This is a genomic window from Pseudomonas juntendi, from assembly GCF_021560075.1.
Lineage (GTDB): Bacteria > Pseudomonadota > Gammaproteobacteria > Pseudomonadales > Pseudomonadaceae > Aquipseudomonas > Aquipseudomonas juntendi.
Genome location: NZ_CP091088.1, coordinates 3876205 through 3902075, shown reverse-complemented (window position 1 = coordinate 3902075; position 25871 = coordinate 3876205). Strand labels below are relative to the sequence as shown.

Here is a 25871-nt window from a genome sequence, read left to right as displayed (position 1 = left end):
AGCGGGCGCGCCCGCGAAGAGGCCAGACCGCTGGCAAGTGGCAGCCCGTTCTATCTCACTTTGAGAGATACCGCATCCCTTCCTCCAACCCCTGCAAGGTCAGCGGATACATCTTGTCCTCGATCAACTCCCGCACCAGGTGGGTCGAGGCGGTGTAGTCCCAAGCCTGCCGGGGATAGGGGTTGATCCAGATGATCTTCCTGAATTTCTCCATGAAACGCTGCAGCCACACATACCCGGCTTCTTCGTTCCAATGCTCCACGCTGCCACCGGGCTGGGTAATTTCGTAAGGCGCCATGGCCGCATCGCCAACGAAGATCACTTTGTAGTCGTCGCCATACTTGTGCAGCAGATCGAACGTGGAAAACCGCTCCGAGGTGCGGCGCAGGTTGTTCTTCCAAACCGACTCGTACACGCAGTTGTGGAAGTAGTAGTACTCCAGGTGCTTGAACTCGGTCTTGCAGGCCGAGAACAGTTCTTCGCACACCTTGACGTGGGCGTCCATGGAACCACCGATGTCGAACAGCAACAGCAGCTTCACGGTGTTGCGCCGCTCCGGGCGCATCTGGATGTTCAGCAACCCGGCATCGCGCGCGGTGTGGTCGATGGTGCCGTCGATGTCGAGCTCTTCGGCGGCGCCTTCACGGGCGAACTTGCGCAGCCGGCGCAGGGCCAGCTTGATGTTGCGCGTGCCCAGTTCCACCTGGTCGTCGAGGTTCTTGTACTCGCGCTGGTCCCAGACCTTCACCGCCTTGCCCTGGCGTTTGCCGGCCTCGCCCACGCGGATGCCCTCGGGGTTGTAGCCGCCCGAGCCGAACGGGCTGGTGCCGCCGGTGCCGATCCACTTGTTGCCGCCGGCGTGGCGCTCCTTCTGCTCTTCCAGGCGCTGCTTGAAGGCCTCGATGAGCTTGTCCAGGCCACCCAGCGACTGGATTTGCGCGCGTTCTTCGTCGCTGAGCGAGCGCTCGAACTCCTTGCGCAGCCAGTCTTCCGGGATCAGCGCCTCGATGTGCTGGTCGAGGTTTTCCAGGCCTTTGAAGTAAGCGGCGAAGGCGCGGTCGAACTTGTCGAAGTGGCGTTCGTCTTTCACCAGAATGGCGCGGGCGAGGTAATAGAATTCGTCCATGTCGGCGAACACCACGTGCTTTTGCAAGGCCTGGTGCAGGTCGAGCAGTTCACGCACCGACACCGGCACCTTGGCCGCACGCATTTCATTGAACAGGTTGAGCAGCATGGCCCGGCTCCTGTCAGCGGTTGCCGCGCCGGCTCATGAAGGCCAGGCGCTCGAGCAGTTGCACGTCCTGCTCGTTCTTCACCAGCGCACCGGCCAGCGGCGGGATCGCCTTGGTCGGGTCGCGTTCACGCAGCACCGCTTCACCGATGTTGTCGGCCATCAGCAGCTTGAGCCAGTCGACCAGCTCGGAGGTGGAAGGCTTTTTCTTCAGGCCAGGCACCTTGCGTACGTCAAAGAACACGTCCAGCGCCTCGCTGACCAGCGCCTGGCTGATGTTCGGGTAGTGCACGTCGACGATCTGCTGCAGGGTGCTGCGGTCGGGGAAGGCGATGTAGTGGAAGAAGCAGCGGCGCAGGAAGGCGTCGGGCAGCTCCTTTTCGTTGTTCGAGGTAATGATGATGATCGGGCGCTGCCGGGCCTTGATGGTCTCGTCGATTTCGTAAACGTAGAACTCCATCTTGTCCAGTTCCTGCAACAGGTCGTTGGGGAACTCGATGTCGGCCTTGTCGATTTCGTCGATCAGCAGGATGACCCGCTCCTCGGCCTCGAAGGCCTCCCACAGCTTGCCTTTCTTCAGGTAGTTGCGCACGTCATGGACCTTGTCCACGCCCAGCTGCGAGTCGCGCAGGCGGCTGACCGCGTCGTACTCGTAGAGGCCCTGGTGGGCCTTGGTGGTGGACTTGATGTGCCAGGTGATCAGGCGCGCGCCGAACGAAGCTGCCAATTGCTCGGCGAGCATGGTCTTGCCGGTGCCGGGTTCGCCCTTGACCAACAGCGGGCGTTCGAGGGTGATGGCCGCGTTTACCGCCAGTTTCAGGTCGTCTGTGGCGACGTAGTCGCGGGTGCCTTCGAACTTCATGGGGCTGTCCTCTGTTGTAAGCCTGTGCCGGCCTCTTCGCGTGCACGCCCGCTCCCACAGGAATTGCACAAACTTCTGAATCTGCGGAAGTAACTGTGGGAGCGGGCGTGCCCGCGAATGGCCCAACACCTGTTTTCGATTTGTTACCGACTATAACGCGGGCCCGGGCAGCTGAAAACGCGGACCGGGTATTCAGTCCCTGAATGCCCCGTCACACTGTTTCAGTCGGACTTCGGCGCCGGTTGCTCATAGCGTGCATTGAACGCCTGGATGAAGCCGTTGCGCAGGATCTGCAGGAAGGCCTCGAAGGCGCTGATGTTCTGCTTGTGCACGCTGCCGCTGAGCTCCACCCGGGTGGCGAACTGGTTTTTCGGCTGGTTCTTCAGCACCGTCTCGGAGGCGCCCACCAGGGCCTCCCACACCGAGCGGAAGAAGCCTTTGTCCTTGTTTTCGACATCTTGCTGCCAGTCGAACACGTCCACGTCACGCAGCAGGGGTTTGATGTAGCCATTGAGGCGGCCGTTTTCCGCCTGCGCCTCGATGACCACGTCACCATGCCCTGCGCTGAAGTCGAACTTGCCGTAGGCACTGGCGAAGTCATTCAGGTTGCGCAGTTCTATGCCGGTGGCACGCAGGCGGAACTCGAAGTCATCGAAGTCACTGAACGGGTCGAAGGTGGCGCGGCTTTCGACCTTGGCATTGCCGGCGATCAGCGCCGTGCCCTCGAAGCTGGCGTCGCGCCGGCCTTGCTTGTCGCGCACGTTGGTCAGGTTGCTGATGGTGGCGTCCAGCCGGGTTGCCTTGAGGTTGACCGGGGGGTTGGAGTTGAAATTGCGAAAGGTCAGGGTGCCATTGTCGATATGCACTTCATCGAGGGTAATCGGCAGCAGCTTTTCCAGTTGTTGCCGCCAATCGGTGCCCTGGCCGGTCTGCGAGGCCTGCTTGTTGCCGCCGTCGACGAAGTTCAGTTCGGGCTGCTCGAAGATCACTTTCGCCACCACGGCCTTGTCGTAGATCAGCGAGTGCCAGCTGACCGACAGGTCGATAACCGGTGCATCCAGCAGCGGCACTGGCACCTTGCCGCTGGTCTTGACGATCCGCAGGCCGTTGATCCGGTAGGCCCCGCGCCACCAGGCCAGGTCCACGTCGGCCACGTGGCCACGGTAGTCGCCCATGTCGGCCAGCTTGTCGTTGAGGTAGTCGCGTACCAGGTAGGGCAGGGCCAGGTGCAACGCCACCAGCAGCGCCACCAGGCTGGCCAGGCCGATCAGCGGCCAGCGATAACGGGCTTTCATCGGGGTGTCTCCCAGGAGGATGTGCGGTGGACCGCAATGCGCCCGGTTGAGTTCGAACAGGCTTTACGGGCCTACGGCCGGGGCTTACCCTTGAGGTCTTTTCCTGCTCGCTTTCATGCCAAGGACCCCTGCCATGAGCCGTATCTTTGCAGACAACGCCCATTCCATCGGCAACACGCCGCTGGTGCAGATCAACCGGATCGCCCCGCGTGGCGTGACCATCCTGGCCAAGATCGAGGGGCGCAACCCGGGCTACTCGGTCAAGTGCCGCATTGGCGCGAACATGGTCTGGGATGCCGAAAGCAGCGGCCGGCTCAAGCCGGGCATGACCATAGTCGAGCCCACCTCGGGCAACACCGGTATCGGCCTGGCCTTCGTTGCCGCCGCGCGTGGCTACAAGCTGATGCTGACCATGCCCGCTTCGATGAGCCTCGAACGGCGCAAGGTACTGAAGGCGCTGGGCGCCGAACTGGTGCTGACCGAGCCGGCCAAAGGCATGAAGGGCGCCATCGACAAGGCCAACGAAATCGTGGCCTCAGACCCGGCGCAGTACTTCCTGCCAGGCCAGTTCGAGAACCCGGCCAACCCCGCCATTCACGAAAAAACCACAGGCCCGGAAATCTGGAACGACACCGACGGTGCGGTGGACGTGCTGGTGGCGGGGGTGGGCACGGGCGGCACCATCACCGGTGTGTCGCGCTACATCAAGCATACCCAGGGCAAGGCGATCCTGTCGGTGGCCGTGGAGCCCGAGGCTTCGCCACTGATCACCCAGACCCTGGCCGGCGAAGAGCTCAAGCCCAGCCCACACAAGATCCAGGGCATCGGGGCTGGCTTCGTACCGAAAAACCTCGACCTGTCGATTGTCGACCAGGTGCTGACGGTGGCCGACGAAGAGGCCAAGGCCATGGCCATTCGCCTGATGCAGGAAGAGGGCATTCTCTGCGGCATTTCTTGCGGCGCAGCCATGGCGGCGGCCGTGCGCCTGGCGGAAAAACCGGAAATGCAAGGCAAGACCATCGTCGTGGTGCTGCCCGATTCCGGCGAGCGTTATTTGTCGAGCATGCTGTTCAGCGACATGTTCAGCGACCAGGAAAACCAGCAGTAACCGGCCATGCCGCTGACCGGGCTCAATGTTCGGCAGCCTGGTTGACTGCACAATCTTCATCGACACGATCCCGCCCGGGTGGTTTGTACCGCGGCGGGATCGGTTTATGATGGCAGGATGATTTTCAGGAGAGCAGGCCGCGCAGCCCTGTTTCTTCACCTAGGAGTGATGCATGACCTTATCCTTTGCAGCCAAGGCGGGTGTCTTGCTGGTGTTCTTCGGCAGTGTGCTGTTCGTGCACCTGCGCGGCAAAGCCCGCCTGCCGGTGTTGCGCCAGTTCGTCAACCATTCGGCGCTGTTCGCCCCCTACAACGCCTTGATGTACCTGTTTTCCGGGGTGCCGTCCAAACCCTACCTGGACCGCCAGCGCTTCCCGGAACTGGATGTGCTCAAAGACAACTGGCAGGAAATCCGCGAAGAGGCCATGCGCCTGTTCGACGAGGGCTATATCCGCGCCGCCGAAAAGGACAACGACGCCGGCTTCGGTTCGTTCTTCAAGAAGGGCTGGAAGCGGTTTTACCTGAAGTGGTATGACAAGCCGCTGCCATCGGCCGAGGCGCTGTGCCCGAAAACCGTAGAACTGGTCAGCAGCATTCCCAACGTCAAGGGCGCGATGTTCGCCCTGCTGCCTGGCGGTAGCCACCTGAACCCGCACCGCGACCCATTCGCCGGTTCGTTGCGTTACCACCTGGGCCTGTCCACGCCGAACTCCGACGCCTGCCGCATCTACGTCGATGGGCAGGAGTACGCCTGGCGGGACGGCGAAGACGTGATGTTCGATGAAACCTACGTGCACTGGGTGAAAAACGAGACCGATGTGACCCGGGTGATCCTGTTCTGCGACATCGAGCGGCCGTTGAGCAGCCCGCTGATGACCCGCATCAACCGCAAGGTCAGTGCCTTCCTGGGCCGCGCCACCGCGCCGCAGAACACCGACGACGAGCGGGTGGGCGGCATCAACCAGGCGTATGCCTGGAGCAAGCGCTTCTCCAACAAGCTCGGCACCCACGTGAAGCAGTTCAAACGGGCCAACCCCAAGGCCTACCGGGTCTTGCGCCCGGTGCTGGCGGTGGTCGTGGCTTATCTGCTTTACCGCTGGTTGTTCTGAGCGCAGGCTGGCCTGTGCGCGGGTTCACCCGCGCACAGGCCAGCTCACCTCACACTGGCGCCCGCTATTGCCCGATCGTGGGTTCACCGCTATTCTCAACAACACTTCCTTCCCTGAAGCCTGAATCATGCCCGCCAAGCCCTCCACCACCAGCTTTGCCATCGCGCCAGTCGCGGGCATGGTCGTGCGTGGCAGCCAGCAGCCGGCCATGGTCAGTCATTACCCACCACCTGTCAGTGGCGCCGTAGGCGGCGTAGCTCCGCCATGCTGCGTGGTCGTGTTGGGCTGATCGGCTTCGGCCGATTCCCTTCGCACACGCAACCCACTGAACCCGGCCGGCTACTTAGTGCGCTTTAGCGCAGGCCGTCCGCTTGGCTTATCTGCCTATCATCAGGTGGCAATACATGTCCTTTTTCAACAAAGCATCCGTGGCCTCGGCGGCCACTACCAGCCTGTTCGTCCTGCTGTGGAGCAGCGGGGCGATCGTTTCCAAACTTGGCCTGGCGCATGCCAGCCCGTTCGCGTTCCTGCTGCTGCGCTCTGCCTTGGCCCTGGCGGGCCTGTTGCTGATCGGGCCGTTGCTGGGGCTGCGCTGGCCACGCCGTAAGGGCGCCATGCTGCGTGCCCTGGGCACTGGCTGCGTGTTGCTCGGGGCTTACCAGATATTCTATCTGCTGGCCCTCGACACCCACGTCACGCCAGGCATCATGGCCACGGTCATGGGCGTGCAACCGATCCTCACCGTCGTGCTGATGGAGCGCCAGCGTTCGATCAGCCGCCTGTTCGGCCTGGGGCTGGGCTTGAGCGGCTTGATCATGGTGGTGTACCAGGGGCTCAACCTGGGTGGGGTGTCGCTGGCGGGCATGCTGTTCGCCCTGCTGGCGCTGGCCAGCATGACTTGCGGTTCGATCCTGCAAAAACGCATCACCGACAACCCCATGGGCACGCTGCCGCTGCAGTACCTGGCCGGCTTTGCCGTGTGCGCGCTGTTCGCACCCTTGCAACCCTTACAGGTGCAGTGGACCGGGGGTTTCGTGGCTGCCTTGCTGTGGATGGGCCTGGTGGTTTCGCTGCTGGCCACCTTGCTGCTGTATCGGCTGATCGCCAAGGGTAACCTGGTCAACGTCACCAGCCTGTTCTACCTGGTGCCGGCGGTGACCGCGGTGATGGACTTGCTGATCTTCGGCAACCGCCTGGCGCCGCTCAGCCTGCTGGGCATGGGGTTGATCGTGGTCGGCCTGCTGTTCGTGTTCCGCAAGCCTGCCAAGCGCCTGGCCGAGGCCTGAGCCCTAGCGGAACTCGGCGGGGATGGCGTGCCGGAGTACGCCTTCCTCGAAGTCCAGCAGCCCGGCTTCGCGCTGGGTGAGCAGGTAGTAGAGCAGGGTGTCGATCGAGCGCTGTTGCGGTAGTGCCACGGCCAGCAGTCTTACCGAATGCTCGGTTTCACAGGCGCAGCCGAAATCCTGCAAGGCAGCGCGAACCTGATCGAGGGTTTCCGGGGGCTTGACCAGCACCCGGAATACCGAGGTGCCGCTGCTTTGGCGCAGTTCGGCGAACCAGGTCTGGCCGTCTTCTTCATAGGTGCCGATAAGGTCACCCGGCGCGATGCCGTACACATGAAAGGGGATGTTGTCCACGGCATGGCCGCCTTCCACAGCCTTGGCCCAAAGGCCTTCGACCGAGGCCGGTGGGTAGCCGTTGGCGTCCTGTTCCAGGCGGAACAGCACCTTCTTGCAGGTCGGGTTCATGCCGTTCTCCCGGTCAATTGCGCGCCGGGCGCAGTACCAGCCACAAGGCCACAGCAATCAGCAGGCCGCCATACAGGTGCGCCATCGACAGCGGCTCGTCCAGCAGCCATGCGCCCCACAGCACGCCGAACACCGGGATCAGGAAGGTCACGGTGCTGGCCTTGACCGGGCCTATTTCTACCAGCAGACGGAAGTACAGGATATAGGCGAATGCCGTGCACAGCAGGCCCAGGCCGAGCAGCGACAGCCAGACCTGCCAGCCGCCCCAGCTGGCGGGCGGCTGGCTGAGGGCGCTCCAGGCGAACAGCGGGCTCAGCATCAGCGTAGCGCCGAGCATGCTGCCCAGCGCCGACAGGCGGCTGTCCAGGCCACTGATCCAACGCCGCGCGAGGAACCCGGCAAAGCCGTAGCAGGTGGTAGCTGCCAGGCACGCCAGGGCGCCTTGCAGCAGGGCCATGTCCAGGGCCACCGGCCCGGCCCCGCTGAGGATGCCGACACCGAGCAGGCCAAGGAAGATGCCGCAGAGCTTGGCCAACGTCATGGGTTCACGGAAGCACAGCACGCCGATCAGCACGCCCATCAGTGGCGTGGTGGCGTTGAAGATCGCCGAGTAACCGGCTGGCAGCACCTGGGCAGCTACGGAATAGAAGGTTGCCGGGATGCCGGAGTTGATCATGCCCAGTACCAGGCAGGCCCCGAGCTTGCCCTGGAAGTCCCAGCGCACGCGGCTGGCGGCGACGATGGCGACCAGGCCCAGGCAGGCGATCGAGACGCGAAAGAACGCGGTCGGCACAGTGCCCAGCTCGGGGGCGATGATGCGCATGAACAGGAAACTCGCCCCCCAGACGGCAGCAAGGGTCAGCAGGCGGGTTAGGGCAATCGGGCTCACAACGGTCTCCGGAGGGCAGGGCAGGGGCGCGAGTGTACGCGAGGGGGCGGGGCGATACTTGTGCTTTCTTGCGCAGTGAACCTGGCCCGCATTTGCGTCAGGCCGACTAAGCTGTGTAACTCATTCACCCATGAGGTGCCCGGCATGCCCCAACCCTGGCCCGCTGTCGAAATCGCCCGCACCATCCTGGCGGGCTTCGACGATTACCGTGACCACTTCCAGCGCATTACCCTCGGCGCCCGCCAGCGCTTCGAGCAGGCGCGCTGGCAGGAAATCCAGCAGGCCGCGGCTGCGCGCATCAGCCTGTATGAAGAAAAAGTCGCCGAGGTCAACGGCTGGCTGCGCCAGGCCTTCCCCGCGCCGGTGTTGCTGGACGTGGCGCAGTGGCCGCTGGCCAAACACGCCTACATTCAGCAGATCGACCCCCGGCTGGACGATGAGTTGGCCGAGACCTGGTACAACTCGCTGTTCTGCAGCCTGTTCAGCCACGACCAGATCAGCGATGGTTGCATGTTCATCCACACCACCCGGCCGTCGCTGCGCGGGCGCGAGCGCGCCGCGCAAACCCGTACCTATGCGCTGGGCGGTAGCCTGAAGGGAATGCTGCAGGCGATCTTCGCCGACTACCCGTTCGATGTCGCCTACGGTGACCTGGAGGGTGACCTGGCACGGCTGGAAGCGCAGGTGCGCGAATGCCTGCCCGACTGGGTTTGCAAGGACCCGGAGCTTGCGGTGGAGCTGTTCGTGCCCGTGCTGTACCGCAACAAAGGGGCCTACCTGGTCGGCCGCCTGTACAACCGCGATGAGCAATGGCCTTTGGTGATTCCCTTGCTGCACCGCGAGGGCCATGGCATCGAGGTGGACGGGTTGATCACCGACGAAGCCGAGGTGTCGATCATCTTCTCGTTCACCCGCTCCTACTTCATGGCCGATGTGCCGGTGCCGGCCGAGTTCGTGCATTTTCTCAAGCGCATTCTGCCGGGCAAGCACATTGCCGAGCTGTACACGTCGATCGGTTTCTACAAGCAAGGCAAGTCGGAGTTCTACCGGGCGTTGATCAACCACCTGGCCAACAGCGACGACCGCTTCGTCATGGCGCCGGGGGTGCGCGGCATGGTCATGAGTGTGTTCACCCTGCCGGGTTTCAACACCGTGTTCAAGGTCATCAAAGACCGCTTTTCACCGTCGAAAACCGTTGACCGCGCTACGGTGATCGACAAGTACCGGTTGGTGAAAAGCGTGGACCGGGTAGGGCGCATGGCCGATACCCAGGAGTTCGCCGATTTTCGTTTCCCACGCAGCAAGTTCGAGCCCGATTGCCTGGCCGAGTTGCTCGAAGTGGCGCCCTCGACCGTGGCCCTGGAGGGCGACACGGTGCTGGTGCGCCACTGCTGGACCGAGCGGCGCATGACCCCGCTGAACCTGTACCTGGAGCGCGCGGGCGAAGGCCAGGTGCTGGCGGCGCTGGAAGACTACGGCCTGGCCATCAAGCAACTGGCGGCAGCGAACATTTTTCCTGGTGACATGCTGTTGAAGAACTTTGGTGTCACCCGGCATGGGCGGGTGGTGTTCTATGACTATGACGAAATCTGCTTTCTGACCGAGGTGAATTTCCGCCACATACCGCCACCGCGGTATCCGGAGGACGAGCTGTCGGGCGAGCCGTGGTATTCGATCGGGCCGCACGATGTGTTCCCCGAAGAGTTCCCGCCGTTTCTGTTTGCCGACGTGGGCCAGCGGCGCTTGTTCAGCCGCTTGCACGGCGAGCTGTATGACGCGGATTACTGGAAGGGCCTGCAGGCGGCCATTGGCGAGGGGAAGGTGATCGACGTGTTCCCGTATCGGCGCAAGGGGCGCTGATGGCGGTGTTGCAGGCCAGGCCCCTCACTCCTTCAGGCACTTCAGCTCACTGAAGTGGCCGCGCACCTTGGCCAACCGCGCTTGCAGCAACTGCCGCTGCTGCACGCTACTTTGCTGCACCAGGTCTACAAACAGGCTGCGCGCCTGTTGCTCGGTGTTCTGGAAGGCCGCGCGGTATTCCGGCGTCCACAGGCTTTCCTTGTGTTGCAACAAGGTCGCCAGGTGCGGCTCGAAGCTGGCGTCGTTGCGTTGGTTCATCGCCAGCAGCAGCTGTTGCTGCCAGTGGGCGCGGTTGGCGATCCATTCGCGGTTCTGGTCGCCCAGCGCTGCTGACCAGGCTTGTACGCGTTGCTTCTGCACCGCGGACAGTGGGCCAAACCAGGCGGTCAGGCGTTTTTCCATACGTGCGCTGCGCTCGCTGACCTGCTCGGCCAGCGGGGTATCGACGTACTCTTTTTGCCGCTCGGCGATGTCGTCGCGGAACGCTTCACGCATTTCGGCCACCTGGCGGTCGCTCATGCCGCGCAACAACTCGGTCGCCGAAGGGGTGATTTCCTCGGCCACACGGCCAATCGCCTGGCGCGCTTCGCGGGTGCGTTGCTGCAGCGCCTGGTCGGTCACCTGGTTGTTGGCGACCATGGCGCGGACCCGCTCCAGCCAGTCGAGGTAGCCCGGTAACTGGGTCTTGCAGTGCCAGGCCAGGTGTTGCTTGAGGCGGTCGTCGAGCAAGGCTTTTTGCGTGCCGTTCATGTCCAGGTAGTCGCCCAGCGACCACGGCACTAGGCGATCGAGGTTGCGGTAGGCCAGGTCCATGCGGCTGCAGGCGCCAAGGGCCAGGGCGAATCCAAGGGCAATGAGCAGGGCTTTGGACAGGCGTGAAGGCATGTGCTGTTCCTTGCAGTGGCTGGCCAGACGGTAGACGCGAGGGGGGCACGGCGGTTCCACTGCATCAGCGGTCGGGCGGCGCGCTGGCTTCAGGTGTAGAATAGCCGCCTTGTTATGAGGATCATCGGAAATGGCTCTGCTTGGGCGTTACAACAGTTTGCAAATCGTGAAACACGTGGACTTCGGTCTGTACCTGGACGGCGGCGCCGATGGCGAGATCCTGCTGCCTGGGCGCTATATCCCGAAAAACGCCGAAACCGAAGTCGATGACTGGTTGAACGTGTTCATCTACCTGGACAGCGAAGACCAGCTGATTGCGACCGCCGAGAAGCCCAAGGTGCAGGTCGGTGAGTTTGCCAGCCTCAAGGTCAAGGACATCAACGGTGCCGGCATCTTCCTCGACTGGGGCTTGTCCAAGGACCTGTTGATGCCGTACTCGGAAGAGGCGCGGCCGTTGAAGATCGGCGATTACTGCGTGGTGCACGTGTACCTCGACAAGCGCACCCGCCGCATCACCGCCACGTCCCGCCTGGACCGCTACCTCGACGTGGCCCCGGCCGATTACAAGGTCGGGCAGCCGGTCGAGCTGTTGGTGGCTGGCGAAACGCCGATGGGCTTCAAGGCCATCATCAACAACCGCCACTGGGGCTTGATCCACAAGAACGAAGTGTTCAAGTTCCTGCGCTCGGGCATGCACGAGAAGGGTTTCATCAAGGAACTGCGCCACGACGGCAAGATCGCCCTCAGCCTGCAGCCGGTGGGCGCCGCCCTGGCCGACAGCCTGCAGGAGCAGATCATGGCGCGCCTGGAGGCCGAAGGCGGGGTGCTGGGGGTGTGTGACAAGAGCGACCCGGCGTTGATCAGCAAGCTGTTCAATGTCAGCAAGGGCAACTTCAAGAAAGCCATTGGCGGCTTGTTCAAGCAGGGCTTGATCGTCATCCATGACGACCGGATCGAAAAGGCCTGATCAGGCCTGAACGAAGTTGCGGAAGTCCAGCTGCTCGCCACCTGGGCGGGTGTCGCGCAGCAGCGAGTCGCGGTCGGCGCTCAGCGCCAGGCTGATGGTCGAGCGGCGCTTGCCAGGCTTGCGCACTTCCATCTGCTCCAGGTGGGCCTTGAGGAAGTTGGTCGGCACTTTCAGGTGCTGCAGCTCGTCGGTTTGCGGGGTATGCAGCAGCAGGTTGACCCAGTCGGCCTGGCCCTTGCCCAGCAGCGCCACCGGCACTTCGAACCACCACAGGTTGCGTTTGTTGTCCAGAATGGCGAACAGCGTGTTGCTGCTGTTCAGCACCGGGCGGGCCAGTGCTTGGTTGCGCCGGGCGATGGCGGCGGGTTTGTCGAGTTTCATGCAGGTTCCTGCGGGTTGACGCTATGAAGGCCTGCATTGTGAGGGGTGCCACGGGGCGGGGCAAGGTTTGATGGTTGTGCCTGCTGCGGGCGCGCCAGGTGGGGGGCGCGGGCGCTGCCTTGGGTTGCGCCCCACACCCGCCATCAGCCGGCCCTGGCGGTGCGTCAGCGACGAAGCGGCAGGCTCAGCTCGGAGGTTGCCCCGTCAGCGGTGGTCACGGTCGCGGTGAAGCTGCGCAACCCGGCGATGTCGTCCAGCGCCTGGGCAAACCGTGCCTGCCCTTGTACGTGACTGTTCACCTGCACTTCGCCAAGGTAGTGCTCGGCCTCGGTGGCGTCGGCCTGGGCATTGCCGAAGAGCTCAACGCGCAGCAGGCTCGATGCCGGCCCCTGTACTTCACCGCGCAGCACATTGCCTTCCAGCGCCAGCAGCCGTGGTGCCGGCTGATTGTGGTTGGGCAGCGGCTGGCACGGCTTGGGCTCGCCCTTGGCATTGCAGATAAGTGCCTGGTCCTGCTTCGGCAGGTCGGCGCCAATCCCGCGTGAGCCCACATACAAGGCGTGTGCCTGGGCTGGCACGCCAAACACGATGGCCCCGGTGCGCTGCCCGGGTACGCATGAGCCGCCCGCCTGGCAGCGGCGGATATCCTGGCTGTTGGCCCAGATACGGTTCCCGCTGAGGCGCGTGGTAGTCACCTCAGGCTCCGGGCGCAGGGCGACGCCGATGCGGTTGCCGTGGATCAGGTTGCCGTCGAGGATGTTGCCCTCACCGGTGACGCTGACCCCGATCCGGGCAGGGCGCCGGGGCAGGTGCGAACACCCTGGTCCTTGATGTAGGCGGAGCCGTCGATGGCAATGTACTGACCCTCGCGTGCCCAGGCCAGCCCGGTGATGCTGACCGGGCCTTTGATTTCCGGCAGCGCGTGGCTGGGGCGGATCACATAAGGTGGCTTGCCCACGGCGGCGATGTCGATACGGTAATGGCCGGGGTTCCGGTTACTGGTTTCAATGGCCCAGCGCAGGGTTTCAGGGCTGGCGGCAGCGGTGGCCAGGGTGGACAGGGGCAGCAGTGGCAGCAAGGCCAGCAGTGCGGGCATCAGACGCATGGGCCGGGTATGGTGCGGTATTCGCCCGTAGATTGACCGCTTGGCTTGCGGGGTGAAAATTCGTTGAAACTCTTGCGCTGGGTGCTGGGTCCACCTTTTGTCGACACTGTACACGTGTCTCCATTTGCAGGAGTTTTGCCATGAGCGGTACTAAAGACAAAGTCAAAGGCCTGGCCAATGAGGCGATGGGCAACGTGAAACAAGGTGTCGGCAAGGTGACCGACAACGACAAGCTGCGTGCCGAGGGCAAGGCGCAAGAGCTCAAAGGCGAGGCGCAGCAAGTGAAGGGCGATGTGAAAGACGCGGTAAAAAAACCGTGATCTGAGCAAGCCTGTGTCGGCCTCTTCGCATGCGTGCGAAGAGGCCGTTACTTTTGCCGCCAATTTCTTCAATCGCGACTGGGAGCAGCACAGCATCGGCACGGTCTATTAGACTTGTGTGTTGATTCGATCAAGCGGCGAAAGGAGACGCTATGATTTTTTCCGCCCTGCAGGGCCTGCCTTTGCACCGCGTGCTGGCGCGCACCGTCAAGGAATTTCTCGATGACGAGATGTCCACCTATGCGTCGGCGCTGGCCTACCAGGCGCTGTTCTCGCTATTCCCATTCTTGCTGTTCCTGATTGCCCTGATCGGCTTTTTGCACCTGCCCGACTTTTTCTCCTGGTTGCGCCTGCAATCGGAGCTGGTATTGCCACCCCAGGCCCTGGAGCAGGTGAACCCGGTAATCGACCAGTTACAGCAATCCAAGGGCGGGCTGTTGTCGGTTGGTATCGTGATCGCCTTGTGGACCGCATCGGCCGGTGTGCGCCTGATGATGAGCGCCATGAACGCCGCCTATGATGTGCCCGAGGGCCGGCCGGTTTGGAAGCGCATCCCGTTATCCATTTTCTACACCGTGGGCTTGGCCGGCATGCTGCTGGCAGCCGCCGCGCTGATGGTGCTGGGCCCGCAAGTCATGGAGTGGATCGCCGCCCAGATCGGCATGCAGGAGTTCATCGTCACCTTGTGGACGGTGTTGCGCTGGCCGGTGATCGTCTTTCTGCTGATGGTGGCGGTCGCGTTGATCTACTACGTAATGCCTGATGTGAAACAGAAGTTCCGCTTCATCACGCCGGGCTCGGTGCTGGCGGTGGTGGTGTGGATCATCGCGTCGCTGGGCTTTGCCTACTACGTGAAAACCTTCGCTGACTACAACGCCATGTACGGCAGCATTGGTGCAATCATCGTGCTGTTGCTGTATTTCTACATCTCGGCTGCCGTGCTGTTGCTGGGCGCCGAAATGAATGCGGTGATCGAGCACATGTCGGCCGAGGGCAAAAACCCCGGTGAAAAGGATTTCGACGAGCACGCGCCCGCGCAGACCATCAGTGTTCTGGGCCATGAGCACCCCACTTCGGGCCAGGCGCAGACTTCCGAGCCTAACCCCCGATGATCCGTGACATTCTCAAGATGGGCGACGAGCGCCTGCTGCGCGTCGCCGCGCCAGTGCCCGCGCAGCTGCTGGGCAGCGGCGAGCTGCAGCAACTGATCGACGACATGTTTGAAACCATGCGCCATGTCGGCGGCGTGGGCCTGGCCGCGCCGCAGGTGGGCATCGAACTGCAACTGGTGATTTTCGGCTTCGAACGCAGCGAGCGTTACCCGGACGCCGAAGCGGTGCCGCAGACCATCCTGCTGAACCCGGTCATCACCCCGACCTCCACTGAACTGGAAGACGGTTGGGAAGGCTGCCTTTCGGTGCCCGGCTTGCGCGGCGTGGTACCACGCTTCAAGCACATTTGCTATGAGGGCATCGACCCACAGGGCAATGCGATCCGCCGCTTTGCCGAAGGCTTCCACGCGCGGGTGGTGCAGCATGAGTGCGACCACCTGATCGGGCGTTTGTATCCATCGCGGATCCAGGACTTTACCAAGTTCGGCTACACCGACGTGCTGTTCCCAGGGCTGGAAGCAGGCGACGACTGACCCTGCTGCAGGGCCACCAGGCGTTTGCTGCGCTGGTAGCGTTGCAAGCGGCCATGCAGGGTGTCTGGCAGGCACTGCGCCAGTTCGAAACCCAGGCGTTGATAGAACGGCAGCAGGTCGGGGTGGCAAAACAGCCAGGTTGGCCCGTCAGCCTGGGCCAGCGCCGCCTTCACCAGTTTGCCGGCTACCCCTTGCTGGCGCCGTTGCGGGTCGACGAACAGGCCGGTCAGCCAGAAGCCCCCGGTTACCCTGGCCAGGCTCAGCCCGGCAATGATCCCCGGCCCCCTGGCTACCCACAACTGCGCATCGCTTGCCGCGCGCATGCGCGAGCCTTGTTGCCGGTAAAAGTGGTCCAGCAGCCGGCGTTCTGTATCTGCAAGTGTCGAGCAGGTTAATTGTTCAGAAATGGCGAATTTCCCCTGAGTACAGAGCAGAGGCTCTGGCGTAATGCTTTGCGGGTATTTTGTCGCAGATTGTTGCAAATTCGGCAAGACTGAATATCCGAGTTCGGGGTTCAACTATTAACGGCCAGGCGTAGAATTTCAGGCATCCCCCCTGCAGTACGAAGCGGGATCGGTACTTCGTGCCATCTCCACCGTAGATGGCAACTTCTCCGCGCCGGAAACGGCATTAGAAGTCAATCGATCAGCTTGAATGCTCAAAAGGCAAAACACCATGAAACCATTACTGATTCTTGCATTGGTCGGTATGTCCTCGTTCGCCCTCGCCGATGAGGCCAAGCCCGTCTCCACCCAGCCAGTGGCCCAGCAGTACGACTACTCGATGAACCTGGATATCAAGCGGGTAATCGACCTGTCGACCATTCCCAATGTTTGCGAAGTGGTGCCTGCCACCATGACCTATGAAGACCATCACGGCCAGGTGCATACCATCCAGTACCGTGCCATGGGCGAGGGCTGCCAGCAGGGTTGACCGGCTACAGGAGGTTCGAGCGCCCCCGCGCGGCGCTCGAACGCCGTGGGCCGTTATCGCCAAACGCACTGAGCCGCTGCTCGGCGGGCCACCCTCGTGGGGCGGGCCTGGTCTATCGTGGACGTGGGGAATTCGCACAGCCTTGCTGTGTGAACTGCCACCCTGACTGCCACGGAGACAACACCCGATGAGCCTTGCCCCTGCTGCGCAAGCGCAACATGAGTTGTTGATCAGTCGCCTGATCGACGCCCCACCGGCCAAAGTGTTCCGCGCCTGGACCGAGCCCGAGTGGCTAAGGCAATGGTGGGGGCCGCATGGCATGAGCACCCCGGAATGCGAGATGCAATTGTGGCCCGGCGGCCTGTTTCGCACCTTGATGCGGGCGCCGGATGGCAGCGAGTACCCCACCCAGGGCGTGTTCCTTGAGATCGCGGCGCCGCGGCGCCTGGTGTTCACCGATGCGTTTGGCCCCGGCTGGGTACCGTCGAACAAGGCGTTCATGACCGCCGTGATCAGCCTGGACGAGGAACGGGGCAAAACCCGTTATACCGCCCGGGCCTGGCACTGGAATGCTGCCGATTGCAAGGCCCACGAGGACATGGGGTTCTACCAGGGCTGGGGTGAAAGCCTGGACCGCCTGGTGGAGTTGGTCACCCAGCGGATGCCAGACTGATGGTTGCCTGGGGGCGGGCATTCGCCCGCCGCAGGGCCGGTAGTGCCAGCGCTATGCTCAGCTGGCAACGAAATTCGGTGGCGATACCAGTTCCACGGTCTGCTGCTTGCGTGGCGCCAGGATTTCCGCTTCGCCCTGCACCACCAGCTCATCGTTCTGGTTGTACACATTGGTCGCGATGCGCACTTTGAACTTGGGCAGTTTTTCCAGAATTTCCAGGCGTACGGTGAGCGTGTCGCCAATCTTCACCGGCTTCTGGAAGCTCATCTGCTGGCCCAGGTAGATGGTGCCAGGGCCTGGCAGGGTGCAGGCCACTGCCGCACTGATCAACGCGCCGCTGAACATGCCGTGGGCAATGCGTTCGCGGAACATGCTCTTGGCCGCAAACTCGGCGTCCAGGTGCACCGGGTTGTGGTCACCGGACATCGCCGCGAACAGCTGGATGTCGCGCTCTTCGACGGACTTCTGGTATTGCGCCTTCTGGCCTACTTCGAGGGCTTCGTAAGGCGTGTTGGTGACCTGGGACATCGGGGTTTCCTTGAGCGGTAGGCGAGGGTGGCTGTCATTCACTGCGCACAGGCCGATCAATGGCCAGTGCCTGTTCAAGCCAGCCGACAATGTCGGCAGTGACCTCGTTACGGTTGGTTTCGTTGAGTACTTCATGCCGCGCTTCAGGATAGACGCGTAGCTGTACATGTCGATTGCCGGTGGCGCGCAGGGCGTCGGCCAGATGGGTGAGACGCTTGCCGGCACTGACCGGATCACATTCCCCACCCATTATCAGTATCGGCAGGTTCGGATCGATCTGTGCGAGGTTACCCGGCTGGCTGATCTGCGCCAAGCCTTGCAGCAGGTCCAGCCACAGCTGGTTGCTGCACCGAAAGCCGCACAGCGGGTCGTTGACGTAGCGGTCGACCTCGGCCGGGTCGCGGCTGAGCCAGTCAAATGCCGTGCGGTTGGGCTTGAAGGCCTTGTTGAACGCGCCGAAGGAGAGCCATTCGATCACCGCACTCTTGCCCAGCGGCCCCTGGCGCCAGGCCTCCAGCCGCGCCACCAGCCGGGCCATGCGGTACAGCGCGGCAGGCTGGTAGTTGGAACCGCTCAGGATCGCCCCGTGCAGGCTGGCACTGTGGTGCAGCAGGTAAGCCTGGGCGATGTAGCTGCCCATGCTGTGGCCGAACAGGAACAGCGGGGTGCCCGGGTAGTGTTGGCCAATGTACTGGGCCAGCCGGCCGAGGTCGTCGACCACGGCATTCCAGCCATGATGGCGGCTGAACAGGCCCAGGCTGCCGTGCTCGGCGCTACGTCCGTGGCCACGCAGGTCAGCGGCGAACACGGCAAAGCCAGCCGCGGCCAGTGCCAGGCCCAGGCGCTGGTAGCGCCCGGCATGCTCGGCCATGCCATGGGCCAGCAGGACTACGGCTTTCACTGGCGAGGCTGGCAGCCATTGGTGCACGTACAGGCGGCAGTGCTCGCTGACGGGCAGCCAGAAGGCGTCGTGGGGCATGGCGGCTCCTTGTGCGCATGGGGTACCGGAACAGTGTATGCACAACCGGCCCGATTGCAGGAAGGGCACAAATAAGATTCACAATGTTAATGGCGGCACTTGGCGTATAGGCCACCCCGGGCTTACCTGCTAACGTCGAAGCAACGCCTGTTTGCCGGTTGGCGACCAGGTCAAGGATCCAAGGACGCAGTGCAGGTCCAGGCAGAGGAACAATAATAAATGCAAGCCGACTTCTGGAATGACAAGCGCCCGGCGGGCGTGCCTTCCACCATCGACATCAATGCCTATGCCTCGGTGGTCGAGGTGTTCGAGCGCTCTTGCAAGCGCTTTGCCGACCGCCCGGCATTCAGCAACCTGGGCGTGACCCTGACCTATGCGCAACTGGAGCGACATTCAGCCGCGTTTGCCGCCTGGTTGCAGCAGCACACCGACCTGCAGCCGGGCGACCGTATCGCGGTGCAGATGCCCAACGTGCTGCAGTACCCGATCGCCGTGTTCGGGGCCATGCGTGCCGGGCTGATCGTGGTCAATACCAACCCGCTGTACACCGAGCGCGAGATGCGCCACCAGTTCAATGACAGCGGGGCGCGGGCGTTGGTCTACCTGAACATGTTCGGCAAGCGGGTGCAGGCCGTGTTGCCCGACACCGGCATCGAGTACCTGATCGAAGCGAAAATGGGCGACCTGCTGCCCACTGCCAAGGGCTGGTTGATCAACACGGTGGTCGACAAGCTGAAAAAGATGGTGCCGGCCTACCACTTGCCCCAGGCACTCCCGTTCAAGCAGGTGCTGCGCCAGGGGCGCGGCCTGTCGCCGCAACCGGTGCCGCAGAGCCTGGACGACATCGCCGTGCTGCAGTACACCGGCGGCACCACCGGGCTGGCCAAAGGCGCCATGCTTACTCACGGCAACCTGGTGGCCAACATGCTGCAGGTGCTGGCGTGCTTTTCGCAGCACGGCCCGGACGGGCAGAAGCTGCTCAAGGATGGCCAGGAGGTCATGATCGCGCCGCTGCCGCTGTACCACATCTACGCGTTCACCGCGAACTGCATGTGCATGATGGTCACCGGCAACCACAACGTGCTGATCACCAACCCGCGGGATATTCCCGGCTTCATCAAGGAGCTGGGCAAGTGGCGTTTCTCTGCATTGCTCGGGCTCAACACCCTGTTCGTGGCGCTGATGGATCACCCGGGTTTTCGCCGGCTGGATTTCTCGGCACTGAAAGTCACCAACTCCGGTGGCACGGCGCTGGTCAAGGCCACTGCCGAACGCTGGGAGGCGCTTACCGGCTGCCGCATTGTCGAAGGCTATGGCCTGACCGAAACCTCGCCGGTGGCCAGCACCAACCCCTACGGCCAGTTGGCCCGGCTGGGTACGGTGGGCATCCCGGTGGCCGGTACCGCCTTCAAGGTCATCGATGATGACGGCAACGAGCTGCCGTTGGGCGAGCGTGGCGAGTTGTGCATCAAGGGGCCGCAGGTGATGAAGGGCTACTGGCAGCAACCTGAGGCCACCGCCCAGGCCCTGGATGCGGACGGTTGGTTCAAAACCGGTGATATCGCCGTGATCGACGTGGACGGCTTCACGCGGATCGTCGACCGCAAGAAGGACATGATCATCGTGTCGGGTTTCAACGTGTACCCCAATGAGATCGAAGACGTGGTGATGGGCCACCCGCAGGTCGCCAACTGTGCGGCCATCGGTGTGCCCGACGAGCGTTCCGGCGAGGCGGTGAAGCTGTTCGTGGTGCCGCGCGAGGGGGGGCTGAGCGTGGATGAGCTCAAGGCCTACTGCAAGGCCAACTTCACCGGTTACAAGGTGCCCAAGCACATCGTGCTGCGCGAGTCCCTGCCGATGACGCCGGTGGGCAAGATTCTGCGCCGGGAGCTGCGGGATATCGCTTGAGTCAGCTGCAAGCTGCAAGCTGCAAGCTGCAAGCTGCAAGCTACAAGCTACAAGCTACAAGCTACAAGCTACAAGCTACAAGCTGTAAGCGTGGAATCAGAGCCTTTGGCGCGCTCTATCTAGCCGCTTGAAGCTTGTAGCTTGCCACTTTAAGCTAAATACTCTAAAAATGACCTAAAACGTTCATTGAGTCATTTATGTGACCATAAGGCCCGTTTTGGCCTCTAGGCGACCCCAGGCAAAGCTGTTACTCTCGGCCCGCTTTCAGATGATCCGGTTTGCAACGAACCGTCATCTCATATCAATAATAAGCGCATGACGCGTGAATCGAACTTCGCTGTTGCTGAAGGAGTGGGCTTCCATGATCGAACATTTTTGGAAGGATAAGTACCCAGCCGGGATTACGGCGGAAATCAATCCTGACGAATTCCCCAATATCCAGGCAGTACTCAAGCAATCCTGCCAACGCTTTGCCGACAAACCGGCCTTTAGCAACCTGGGCAAGACTATCACTTATGGCGAGTTGTATGCGCTGTCGGGGGCATTTGCCGCCTGGTTGCAGCAGCATACCGACCTCAAGCCGGGTGATCGCATTGCCGTGCAACTGCCCAATGTCCTGCAATACCCGGTCGCGGTGTTCGGTGCCATACGCGCCGGGCTGATCGTGGTCAACACCAACCCGCTGTACACCGCGCGGGAAATGGAACACCAGTTCAACGACTCTGGCGCCAAGGCCTTGGTGTGCCTGGCCAACATGGCCCACCTGGCTGAGAAAGTGGTGCCCAAGACCCAGGTCCGGCACGTCATCGTCACCGAGGTGGCCGACCTGTTGCCGCCGGTCAAGCGCTTGCTGATCAACAGCGTGATCAAGTACGTGAAGAAGATGGTGCCGGCCTACCACCTGCCGCAGGCCGTGCGTTTCAACGCTGCGCTGGCACTGGGCAAGGGCCAGCCGGTAACCGAGGCCAACCCGCAGGCCAACGATGTGGCGGTGCTGCAGTACACCGGCGGCACCACCGGCGTGGCCAAGGGTGCCATGCTGACCCACCGCAACCTGGTGGCCAACATGCTGCAGTGCCGGGCGCTGATGGGCTCGAACCTGCACGAAGGCTGTGAAATTCTCATCACCCCGCTGCCGCTGTACCACATCTACGCGTTCACCTTCCATTGCATGGCGATGATGCTGATCGGCAACCACAACGTGTTGATCAGCAACCCGCGTGACCTGCCGGCGATGGTCAAGGAACTGGGCAAGTGGAAGTTCACCGGCTTTGTCGGCCTGAACACCCTGTTCGTTGCCCTGTGCAACAACGATGGGTTCCGTGCCCTGGACTTCTCGGCGTTGAAAATCACCTTGTCGGGCGGCATGGCCCTGCAGTTGAGCGTGGCCGAGCGCTGGAAGGCGGTGACCGGTTGCGCCATCTGCGAGGGCTACGGCATGACGGAAACCAGCCCGGTGGCCACGGTCAACCCTGCCGAAGCGAACCAGGTCGGCACCATTGGTATTCCGGTGCCGTCGACCCTGTGCAAGGTAATCGACGAGGCTGGTAACGAGTTGCCGTTGGGCGAAGTTGGCGAACTGTGCATCAAGGGCCCGCAGGTCATGAAGGGCTATTGGCAGCGTGAAGAGGCCACTGCCGAGATCCTCGACAACCAGGGTTGGCTCAAGACCGGCGACATCGCCTTGATCCAGCCAGACGGCTACATGCGTATCGTCGACCGCAAGAAGGACATGATCCTGGTCTCCGGCTTCAATGTGTACCCCAACGAGCTGGAGGATGTGCTTGCCGGCTTGCCTGGCGTGTTGCAGTGCGCGGCCATCGGGGTGCCGGACGAGAAGTCGGGCGAAGTGATCAAGGTGTTCATCGTGGTCAAGCCGGGCATGACCGTGACCAAGGAGCAGGTGATGGAGCACATGCGTGCCAACGTGACCGGCTACAAGGTGCCGCGCCATATCGAGTTCCGCGATGCGCTGCCGACCACCAACGTAGGCAAGATCCTGCGCCGCGAACTGCGTGATGAAGAGCTGAAGAAGCAGGGCTTGAAGAAGATCGCCTGACCCTGCGCACCCCTGTAGGAGCGGCCTTGTGTCGCGATGGGCCGCAAAGCGGCCCCGTCCTTTCAGCACCCATGCCAAGATCCAGGGGCCGCTTTGCGGCCCATCGCGACACAAGGCCGCTCCTACAGCGAAGGCATGGGTTTTGGGCTCAGCGCAGTTTTTCCAGCATCTGGTAATACCACATGCCGGCCGCCAGCAGCGGGTTGCCCAGCAAGTCACCCATCGGCACCCGCACATGCTTGCACTGGGCGAAGGTGTCGAACTGCTCGAGCGTACCGGTCAACGCCTCGGCCATGATCTCGCCCATGATGTGGCTGGTGGCAATGCCGTGCCCGGAATACCCCTGGCAATACCACACGTTGTCCGACAGCTTGCCCAGCTGTGGAATGCGGTTGACCACGATGCCCATGGCGCAGCTCCACTGGAAATCGATCGGCACGCCCTTCAATGCCGGGAACGTGCGTTCGATGCATGGCCGCAGCTCGCCTTCGATATCCCGCGAGTCACGGCCGGAGTAGTTGGCGCCGCCACCGAACAGCAGGCGCTTGTCGGCTGTCAGGCGGTAATAGTCGAGCACGAAGCGGCAGTCGTACACCGCCAGGTCGTGGGGGTTGATCTGCTCGGCCAGTTCGCCCAGTGGCGCGGTGGTGACGATCCCGCCCATGGCCGGGAATATCTTGCCCTTGAGTTGGCGCTTTTCCAGCTTGTGGTACACATCGCCGGCCAGCATCACCTGGCGTGCCTCGACCCGGCCGTGGGCGGTAACCACCGCCGGGCGCGGGCCATGCACGATGTCCAGCACCTCGGAATTCTCGAACACCAGTGCGCCCAGGCCATGTGCGGCGCGGGCCTCACCCAGGCACAGGTTGAGCGGGTGCAGGTGCAGGTTGCGCAGGTTCTTCAAGGCGCCCATGTACAGTGGGCTCTGCAGGTGCTCAGCCACTGCCGCGCGGTCGAGCATTTGAACCTGCTCGCCCATGCCCCGGCGTTGCGCTTCGGCCTCGAACGCGCGCAGCTCGTTCATGTGCGAGGGTTTCATGGCGGCATGCAGATGGCCACGCTTGAGGTCACAGTCGATGCCGTAGCGCGCTACGCGCTGCTCGATTACCTGGTGGCCACGCCAGCGCAGGTGCCAGATGAAGTCATCGACCTCGGCGCCCAGGTGGTTGCGCATCTGTGAGCGCATGGCTTCGTCGCCCGACAGGCTGCCAGTGACTTGGCCACCGTTACGGCCGCTGGCACCCCAGCCTATACGGTTGGTTTCGACGATGGCCACCTTGAGGCCGCGCTCGGCCAGCTCGACTGCCGTGGCCACGCCGGTGAAGCCGCCGCCGATGATTGCCACATCCACCTGCACCGTGCCCTTGAGTTGCGGGTACTCGGTAGGGTCGTTGAGGGTGGCGCTGTAGTAGGACGGCGCGCGCTGCGCCGGGCCTTTGTGCAATGCTGCGTTCATGGGTGTTCCTTGAATGTTGAGGGGCTCAGGCCTGGTGCAGGTACCAGCGCCAGTCCTGTTCGCTGACTTCGGCCATGAACTGGCGGTACTCGGCGCGCTTGACCTTCAGGTACACGCCGAGGAAGTCCTCGCCCAATGCTTCGCGGGCCCAAGCCGACTGCTGCAGGGCGTCGAGCGCCGTCAGCCAGTCGGTGGGCAGGTGTTCGGTAGCCTGGGCATAACCGTTGCCTTGCACCGGTGCCCCTGGGTCCAGCTGTTCGCGAATGCCACGGTGGCTGGCTGCCAGGATCGCCGCCGCCGCCAGGTAGGGGTTGGCATCGGCGCCGCAGATGCGGTGCTCCACATGCCGGCTGTTGGCCGGGCCACCGGGTACGCGCAGGCTCACGGTGCGGTTGTCCACGCCCCAGGTGGGTGCCAGTGGTGCATAACTGTTGGCCTGGAAGCGGCGGAACGAATTGGCGTTGGGGCAGAACAGCAGCAGTGATTCGCGCAGGTGGCGCAGCATGCCGGCGACTGCCTGGCGCAGCAGCGGCGTGCCAGCCTTGTCGTCGCTGGCGAACAGATTGGTGCCGGCGTGGTCAGCCAGGCTCAGGTGCATGTGCATGCCAGTACCCGCCAGGTGCGCGAATGGCTTGGCCATGAAGCAGGCCTGCATGCCGTGGGCATGGGCCACGCCCTTGACCAGGCGCTTGTAGCGTACCGCCTGGTCCATGGCCTGCAGTGCGTCACCGTGCTCCAGGGTGATTTCCACCTGGCCGGGGGCGTATTCGGAAATGGCCGTACGGGCCGGGATGCCCTGGGCTTTGCAGGCGGCATACAGATCGGCGAGAAACGGCTCGATCTGTTCCAGTTCGCGCAGGCCATACACCTGAGTGCTGCGCGGGCGCCCGCCATCGTTGTCCAGTGCCGGTTGCGGGCGGCCTTGGGCGTCGCGTTGCTGGTCAAGCAGGTAGAACTCCAGTTCGCAGGCCATCACCGGGTGGTAGCCGTCGGCCTGCAGCGCCTCGATGGTGCGCAGCAGCACGTGGCGCGGGTCGGCGATGCTGGCAGGCAACCCCTCACTCGGGTGCATGCTCACCTGCACCGCGGCGGTCGGCACCCGGCGCCAGGGCAACCTTGTCAGGCTGCCCTCGAGCGGGTAGGCGCGGCAGTCGATATCACCCACATCCCAGACCAACCCGGAGTTTTCCACATCGTCGCCGTTCAGGGTCAGGCCGAGAATGGTACTGGGTAGCGGCCGGCCGCTCTGGTACACGGCCAGCAATTCGTCGCGGTGCAGCAGCTTGCCGCGGGGTACGCCGTTGGCGTCGAGAATGAACAGCTCGAACAACTCGATATCAGGGTTGTCGGCCAGAAAACGGGCGGCGTGCTCTACGGGGGCAAAATGCATGTTGGGTTCGCTCACGGCTGCGCAGGGCCACCGCACTGGCGGGCGGCCCGGCTGGGGCAAACGGCCAGAGGCTGGCCGGGTTTGGTCACAACGGCGTGAGGGCGGTATCCGGTGGGCGGGCGTGGCGGCAGTGCCACAAGGCCCAGAAGGCGAGGATGATGTGCACCAGCGGGTTTTCCCCGGCACGGCTGCGGGCCTTCGGTAGCGAAGGGCGCGGCAACGGTGGGGCGATGGGCTGGGCGGGCGTCATGGTTTTGATACTCACATGCGGCGTAAGGGTGATTAAAGTCGTGAATGGCAACGTTTACATAAGGACTTGCTAAACTTTCAGCCACTGTGCGATCCCTTGTGGGAGCGGCCTTGCGTCGCGATGGGCTGCGGTAGCAGCCCCAAAATCTGCGCCCCGGCACAAATCCACGGGGCTGCTGCGCAGCCCATCGCGACGCAAGGCCGCTCCTACAGGGTGCGCGCCAGCCTGGACAGCAAAACAGGCGCAAATCTGCGACAATCGCGCATCCTCAGAATGCCGATCATGAAAAAG

26 protein-coding genes and 1 pseudogene are annotated in these 25871 nt (G+C 63.0%); 13 read left to right on the top strand and 14 right to left on the bottom strand.

Going from position 1 to position 25871, the window contains the following annotated elements; genetic code table 11:
* Positions 1–55: 55 nt before the first annotated feature.
* From L1P09_RS18120 to L1P09_RS18110, 3 genes are all read right to left on the bottom strand, one after another.
* Positions 56–1234, bottom strand: a complete 1179-nt coding sequence (locus L1P09_RS18120; protein WP_009686787.1) for a vWA domain-containing protein — start codon at positions 1232–1234, stop codon at positions 56–58.
* A 13-nt stretch (positions 1235–1247) separates the two neighbouring features.
* Positions 1248–2093, bottom strand: coding sequence for an AAA family ATPase (locus tag L1P09_RS18115; protein WP_009686786.1), 846 nt, complete (start codon positions 2091–2093; stop codon positions 1248–1250).
* 221 nt (positions 2094–2314) lie between these two features.
* On the bottom strand, positions 2315–3388 hold the full coding sequence (locus L1P09_RS18110; RefSeq protein ID WP_009686785.1) for a DUF748 domain-containing protein: 1074 nt from the start codon (positions 3386–3388) through the stop codon (positions 2315–2317).
* A 133-nt stretch (positions 3389–3521) separates the two neighbouring features.
* Here L1P09_RS18110 and cysK point away from each other — a divergent pair, with 133 nt between their 5' ends.
* From cysK to L1P09_RS18090, 4 genes are all read left to right on the top strand, one after another.
* Positions 3522–4496 (top strand): cysteine synthase A, encoded by a 975-nt coding sequence (gene cysK / locus L1P09_RS18105; RefSeq protein ID WP_009686784.1) that lies wholly within the window; start codon positions 3522–3524, stop codon positions 4494–4496.
* A 172-nt stretch (positions 4497–4668) separates the two neighbouring features.
* Positions 4669–5604, top strand: a complete 936-nt coding sequence (locus L1P09_RS18100) for an aspartyl/asparaginyl beta-hydroxylase domain-containing protein (RefSeq protein ID WP_235767958.1) — start codon at positions 4669–4671, stop codon at positions 5602–5604.
* Between the two features lie 127 nt (positions 5605–5731).
* Positions 5732–5893, top strand: coding sequence for a hypothetical protein (locus L1P09_RS18095; protein ID WP_009686782.1), 162 nt, complete (start codon positions 5732–5734; stop codon positions 5891–5893).
* 115 nt (positions 5894–6008) lie between these two features.
* A complete protein-coding gene (locus L1P09_RS18090) occupies positions 6009–6890 on the top strand; it encodes a DMT family transporter (protein ID WP_235767957.1) in 882 nt (293 codons plus the stop codon).
* 3 nt (positions 6891–6893) lie between these two features.
* On the opposite strand, the gene L1P09_RS18085 is transcribed toward L1P09_RS18090, so the two are convergent.
* Entirely contained in the window at positions 6894–7352 is a 459-nt protein-coding gene (locus tag L1P09_RS18085; RefSeq protein WP_054905137.1) for a DUF4265 domain-containing protein, read from the bottom strand.
* A 13-nt stretch (positions 7353–7365) separates the two neighbouring features.
* Positions 7366–8241 carry a DMT family transporter gene (locus tag L1P09_RS18080; protein WP_182336932.1) on the bottom strand — a complete coding sequence of 292 codons (876 nt, stop codon included), beginning with the start codon at positions 8239–8241 and terminating at the stop codon, positions 7366–7368.
* Between the two features lie 144 nt (positions 8242–8385).
* On the opposite strand from L1P09_RS18080, the gene aceK reads away from it, so the two are divergent.
* Entirely contained in the window at positions 8386–10101 is a 1716-nt protein-coding gene (aceK, locus tag L1P09_RS18075; protein ID WP_182336930.1) for a bifunctional isocitrate dehydrogenase kinase/phosphatase, read from the top strand.
* A gap of 24 nt (positions 10102–10125) precedes the next feature.
* Here the strand turns inward: aceK and L1P09_RS18070 are convergent, their stop codons facing one another.
* The gene (locus L1P09_RS18070; RefSeq protein ID WP_235767956.1) at positions 10126–10986 is read right to left on the bottom strand and encodes a DUF6279 family lipoprotein; all 861 of its coding nucleotides are present in this window, start codon (positions 10984–10986) and stop codon (positions 10126–10128) included.
* A gap of 130 nt (positions 10987–11116) precedes the next feature.
* Here L1P09_RS18070 and L1P09_RS18065 point away from each other — a divergent pair, with 130 nt between their 5' ends.
* A complete protein-coding gene (locus tag L1P09_RS18065) occupies positions 11117–11953 on the top strand; it encodes a CvfB family protein (protein ID WP_235767955.1) in 837 nt (278 codons plus the stop codon).
* On the opposite strand, the gene L1P09_RS18060 is transcribed toward L1P09_RS18065, so the two are convergent.
* Entirely contained in the window at positions 11954–12334 is a 381-nt protein-coding gene (locus L1P09_RS18060; protein WP_009686775.1) for a hypothetical protein, read from the bottom strand. It lies immediately after the preceding gene.
* Positions 12335–12498: 164 nt separating this feature from the next.
* Positions 12499–13439: pseudogene (locus tag L1P09_RS26235) on the bottom strand (hypothetical protein).
* Between the two features lie 140 nt (positions 13440–13579).
* Here L1P09_RS26235 and L1P09_RS18045 point away from each other — a divergent pair.
* The 3 genes from L1P09_RS18045 (at position 13580) to def (ending at position 15404) form a co-directional block, all read left to right on the top strand.
* Positions 13580–13759, top strand: a complete 180-nt coding sequence (locus tag L1P09_RS18045) for a CsbD family protein (RefSeq protein ID WP_029885390.1) — start codon at positions 13580–13582, stop codon at positions 13757–13759.
* Between the two features lie 152 nt (positions 13760–13911).
* Positions 13912–14871: a YihY/virulence factor BrkB family protein gene (locus L1P09_RS18040; protein ID WP_009686772.1), complete on the top strand. Its 960-nt coding sequence runs from the start codon at positions 13912–13914 to the stop codon at positions 14869–14871.
* Positions 14868–15404, top strand: coding sequence for a peptide deformylase (gene def, locus L1P09_RS18035; protein WP_009686771.1), 537 nt, complete (start codon positions 14868–14870; stop codon positions 15402–15404). The genes L1P09_RS18040 and def overlap by 4 nt, the downstream gene beginning before the upstream one ends.
* On the opposite strand, the gene L1P09_RS18030 is transcribed toward def, so the two are convergent.
* Entirely contained in the window at positions 15359–15763 is a 405-nt protein-coding gene (locus L1P09_RS18030) for a GNAT family N-acetyltransferase (protein WP_161891777.1), read from the bottom strand. The two genes, def and L1P09_RS18030, sit on opposite strands and share 46 nt — an antisense overlap.
* Positions 15764–16079: 316 nt before the next feature.
* Between L1P09_RS18030 and L1P09_RS18025 the strand changes: the two genes are divergently transcribed.
* Both L1P09_RS18025 and L1P09_RS18020 read left to right on the top strand, forming a co-directional pair.
* Complete coding sequence (locus L1P09_RS18025) at positions 16080–16337, top strand: DUF2790 domain-containing protein (protein WP_009686769.1); 258 nt, start codon at positions 16080–16082, stop codon at positions 16335–16337.
* 187 nt (positions 16338–16524) lie between these two features.
* Positions 16525–17010 (top strand): SRPBCC family protein, encoded by a 486-nt coding sequence (locus L1P09_RS18020; RefSeq protein ID WP_009686768.1) that lies wholly within the window; start codon positions 16525–16527, stop codon positions 17008–17010.
* Between the two features lie 57 nt (positions 17011–17067).
* Here the strand turns inward: L1P09_RS18020 and L1P09_RS18015 are convergent, their stop codons facing one another.
* Together L1P09_RS18015 and L1P09_RS18010 are read right to left on the bottom strand one after the other, a co-directional pair.
* Positions 17068–17538, bottom strand: a complete 471-nt coding sequence (locus L1P09_RS18015; RefSeq protein WP_009686767.1) for a MaoC family dehydratase — start codon at positions 17536–17538, stop codon at positions 17068–17070.
* Between the two features lie 34 nt (positions 17539–17572).
* A complete protein-coding gene (locus tag L1P09_RS18010; RefSeq protein WP_047149939.1) occupies positions 17573–18517 on the bottom strand; it encodes an alpha/beta hydrolase in 945 nt (314 codons plus the stop codon).
* A gap of 219 nt (positions 18518–18736) precedes the next feature.
* Between L1P09_RS18010 and fadD2 the strand changes: the two genes are divergently transcribed.
* Both fadD2 and fadD1 read left to right on the top strand, forming a co-directional pair.
* Complete coding sequence (gene fadD2, locus L1P09_RS18005) at positions 18737–20425, top strand: long-chain-fatty-acid--CoA ligase FadD2 (RefSeq protein WP_009686765.1); 1689 nt, start codon at positions 18737–18739, stop codon at positions 20423–20425.
* A 361-nt stretch (positions 20426–20786) separates the two neighbouring features.
* A complete protein-coding gene (gene fadD1, locus L1P09_RS18000; protein ID WP_009686764.1) occupies positions 20787–22484 on the top strand; it encodes a long-chain-fatty-acid--CoA ligase FadD1 in 1698 nt (565 codons plus the stop codon).
* Between the two features lie 148 nt (positions 22485–22632).
* Here fadD1 and L1P09_RS17995 read toward each other — a convergent pair whose 3' ends face one another.
* From L1P09_RS17995 to L1P09_RS17985, 3 genes are all read right to left on the bottom strand, one after another.
* Complete coding sequence (locus tag L1P09_RS17995; RefSeq protein ID WP_064314546.1) at positions 22633–23940, bottom strand: NAD(P)/FAD-dependent oxidoreductase; 1308 nt, start codon at positions 23938–23940, stop codon at positions 22633–22635.
* 25 nt (positions 23941–23965) lie between these two features.
* Positions 23966–25330 carry a glutamine synthetase family protein gene (locus L1P09_RS17990; RefSeq protein WP_009686761.1) on the bottom strand — a complete coding sequence of 455 codons (1365 nt, stop codon included), beginning with the start codon at positions 25328–25330 and terminating at the stop codon, positions 23966–23968.
* A gap of 85 nt (positions 25331–25415) precedes the next feature.
* Positions 25416–25580, bottom strand: a complete 165-nt coding sequence (locus tag L1P09_RS17985; RefSeq protein WP_009686760.1) for a hypothetical protein — start codon at positions 25578–25580, stop codon at positions 25416–25418.
* Positions 25581–25871 lie beyond the last annotated feature (291 nt).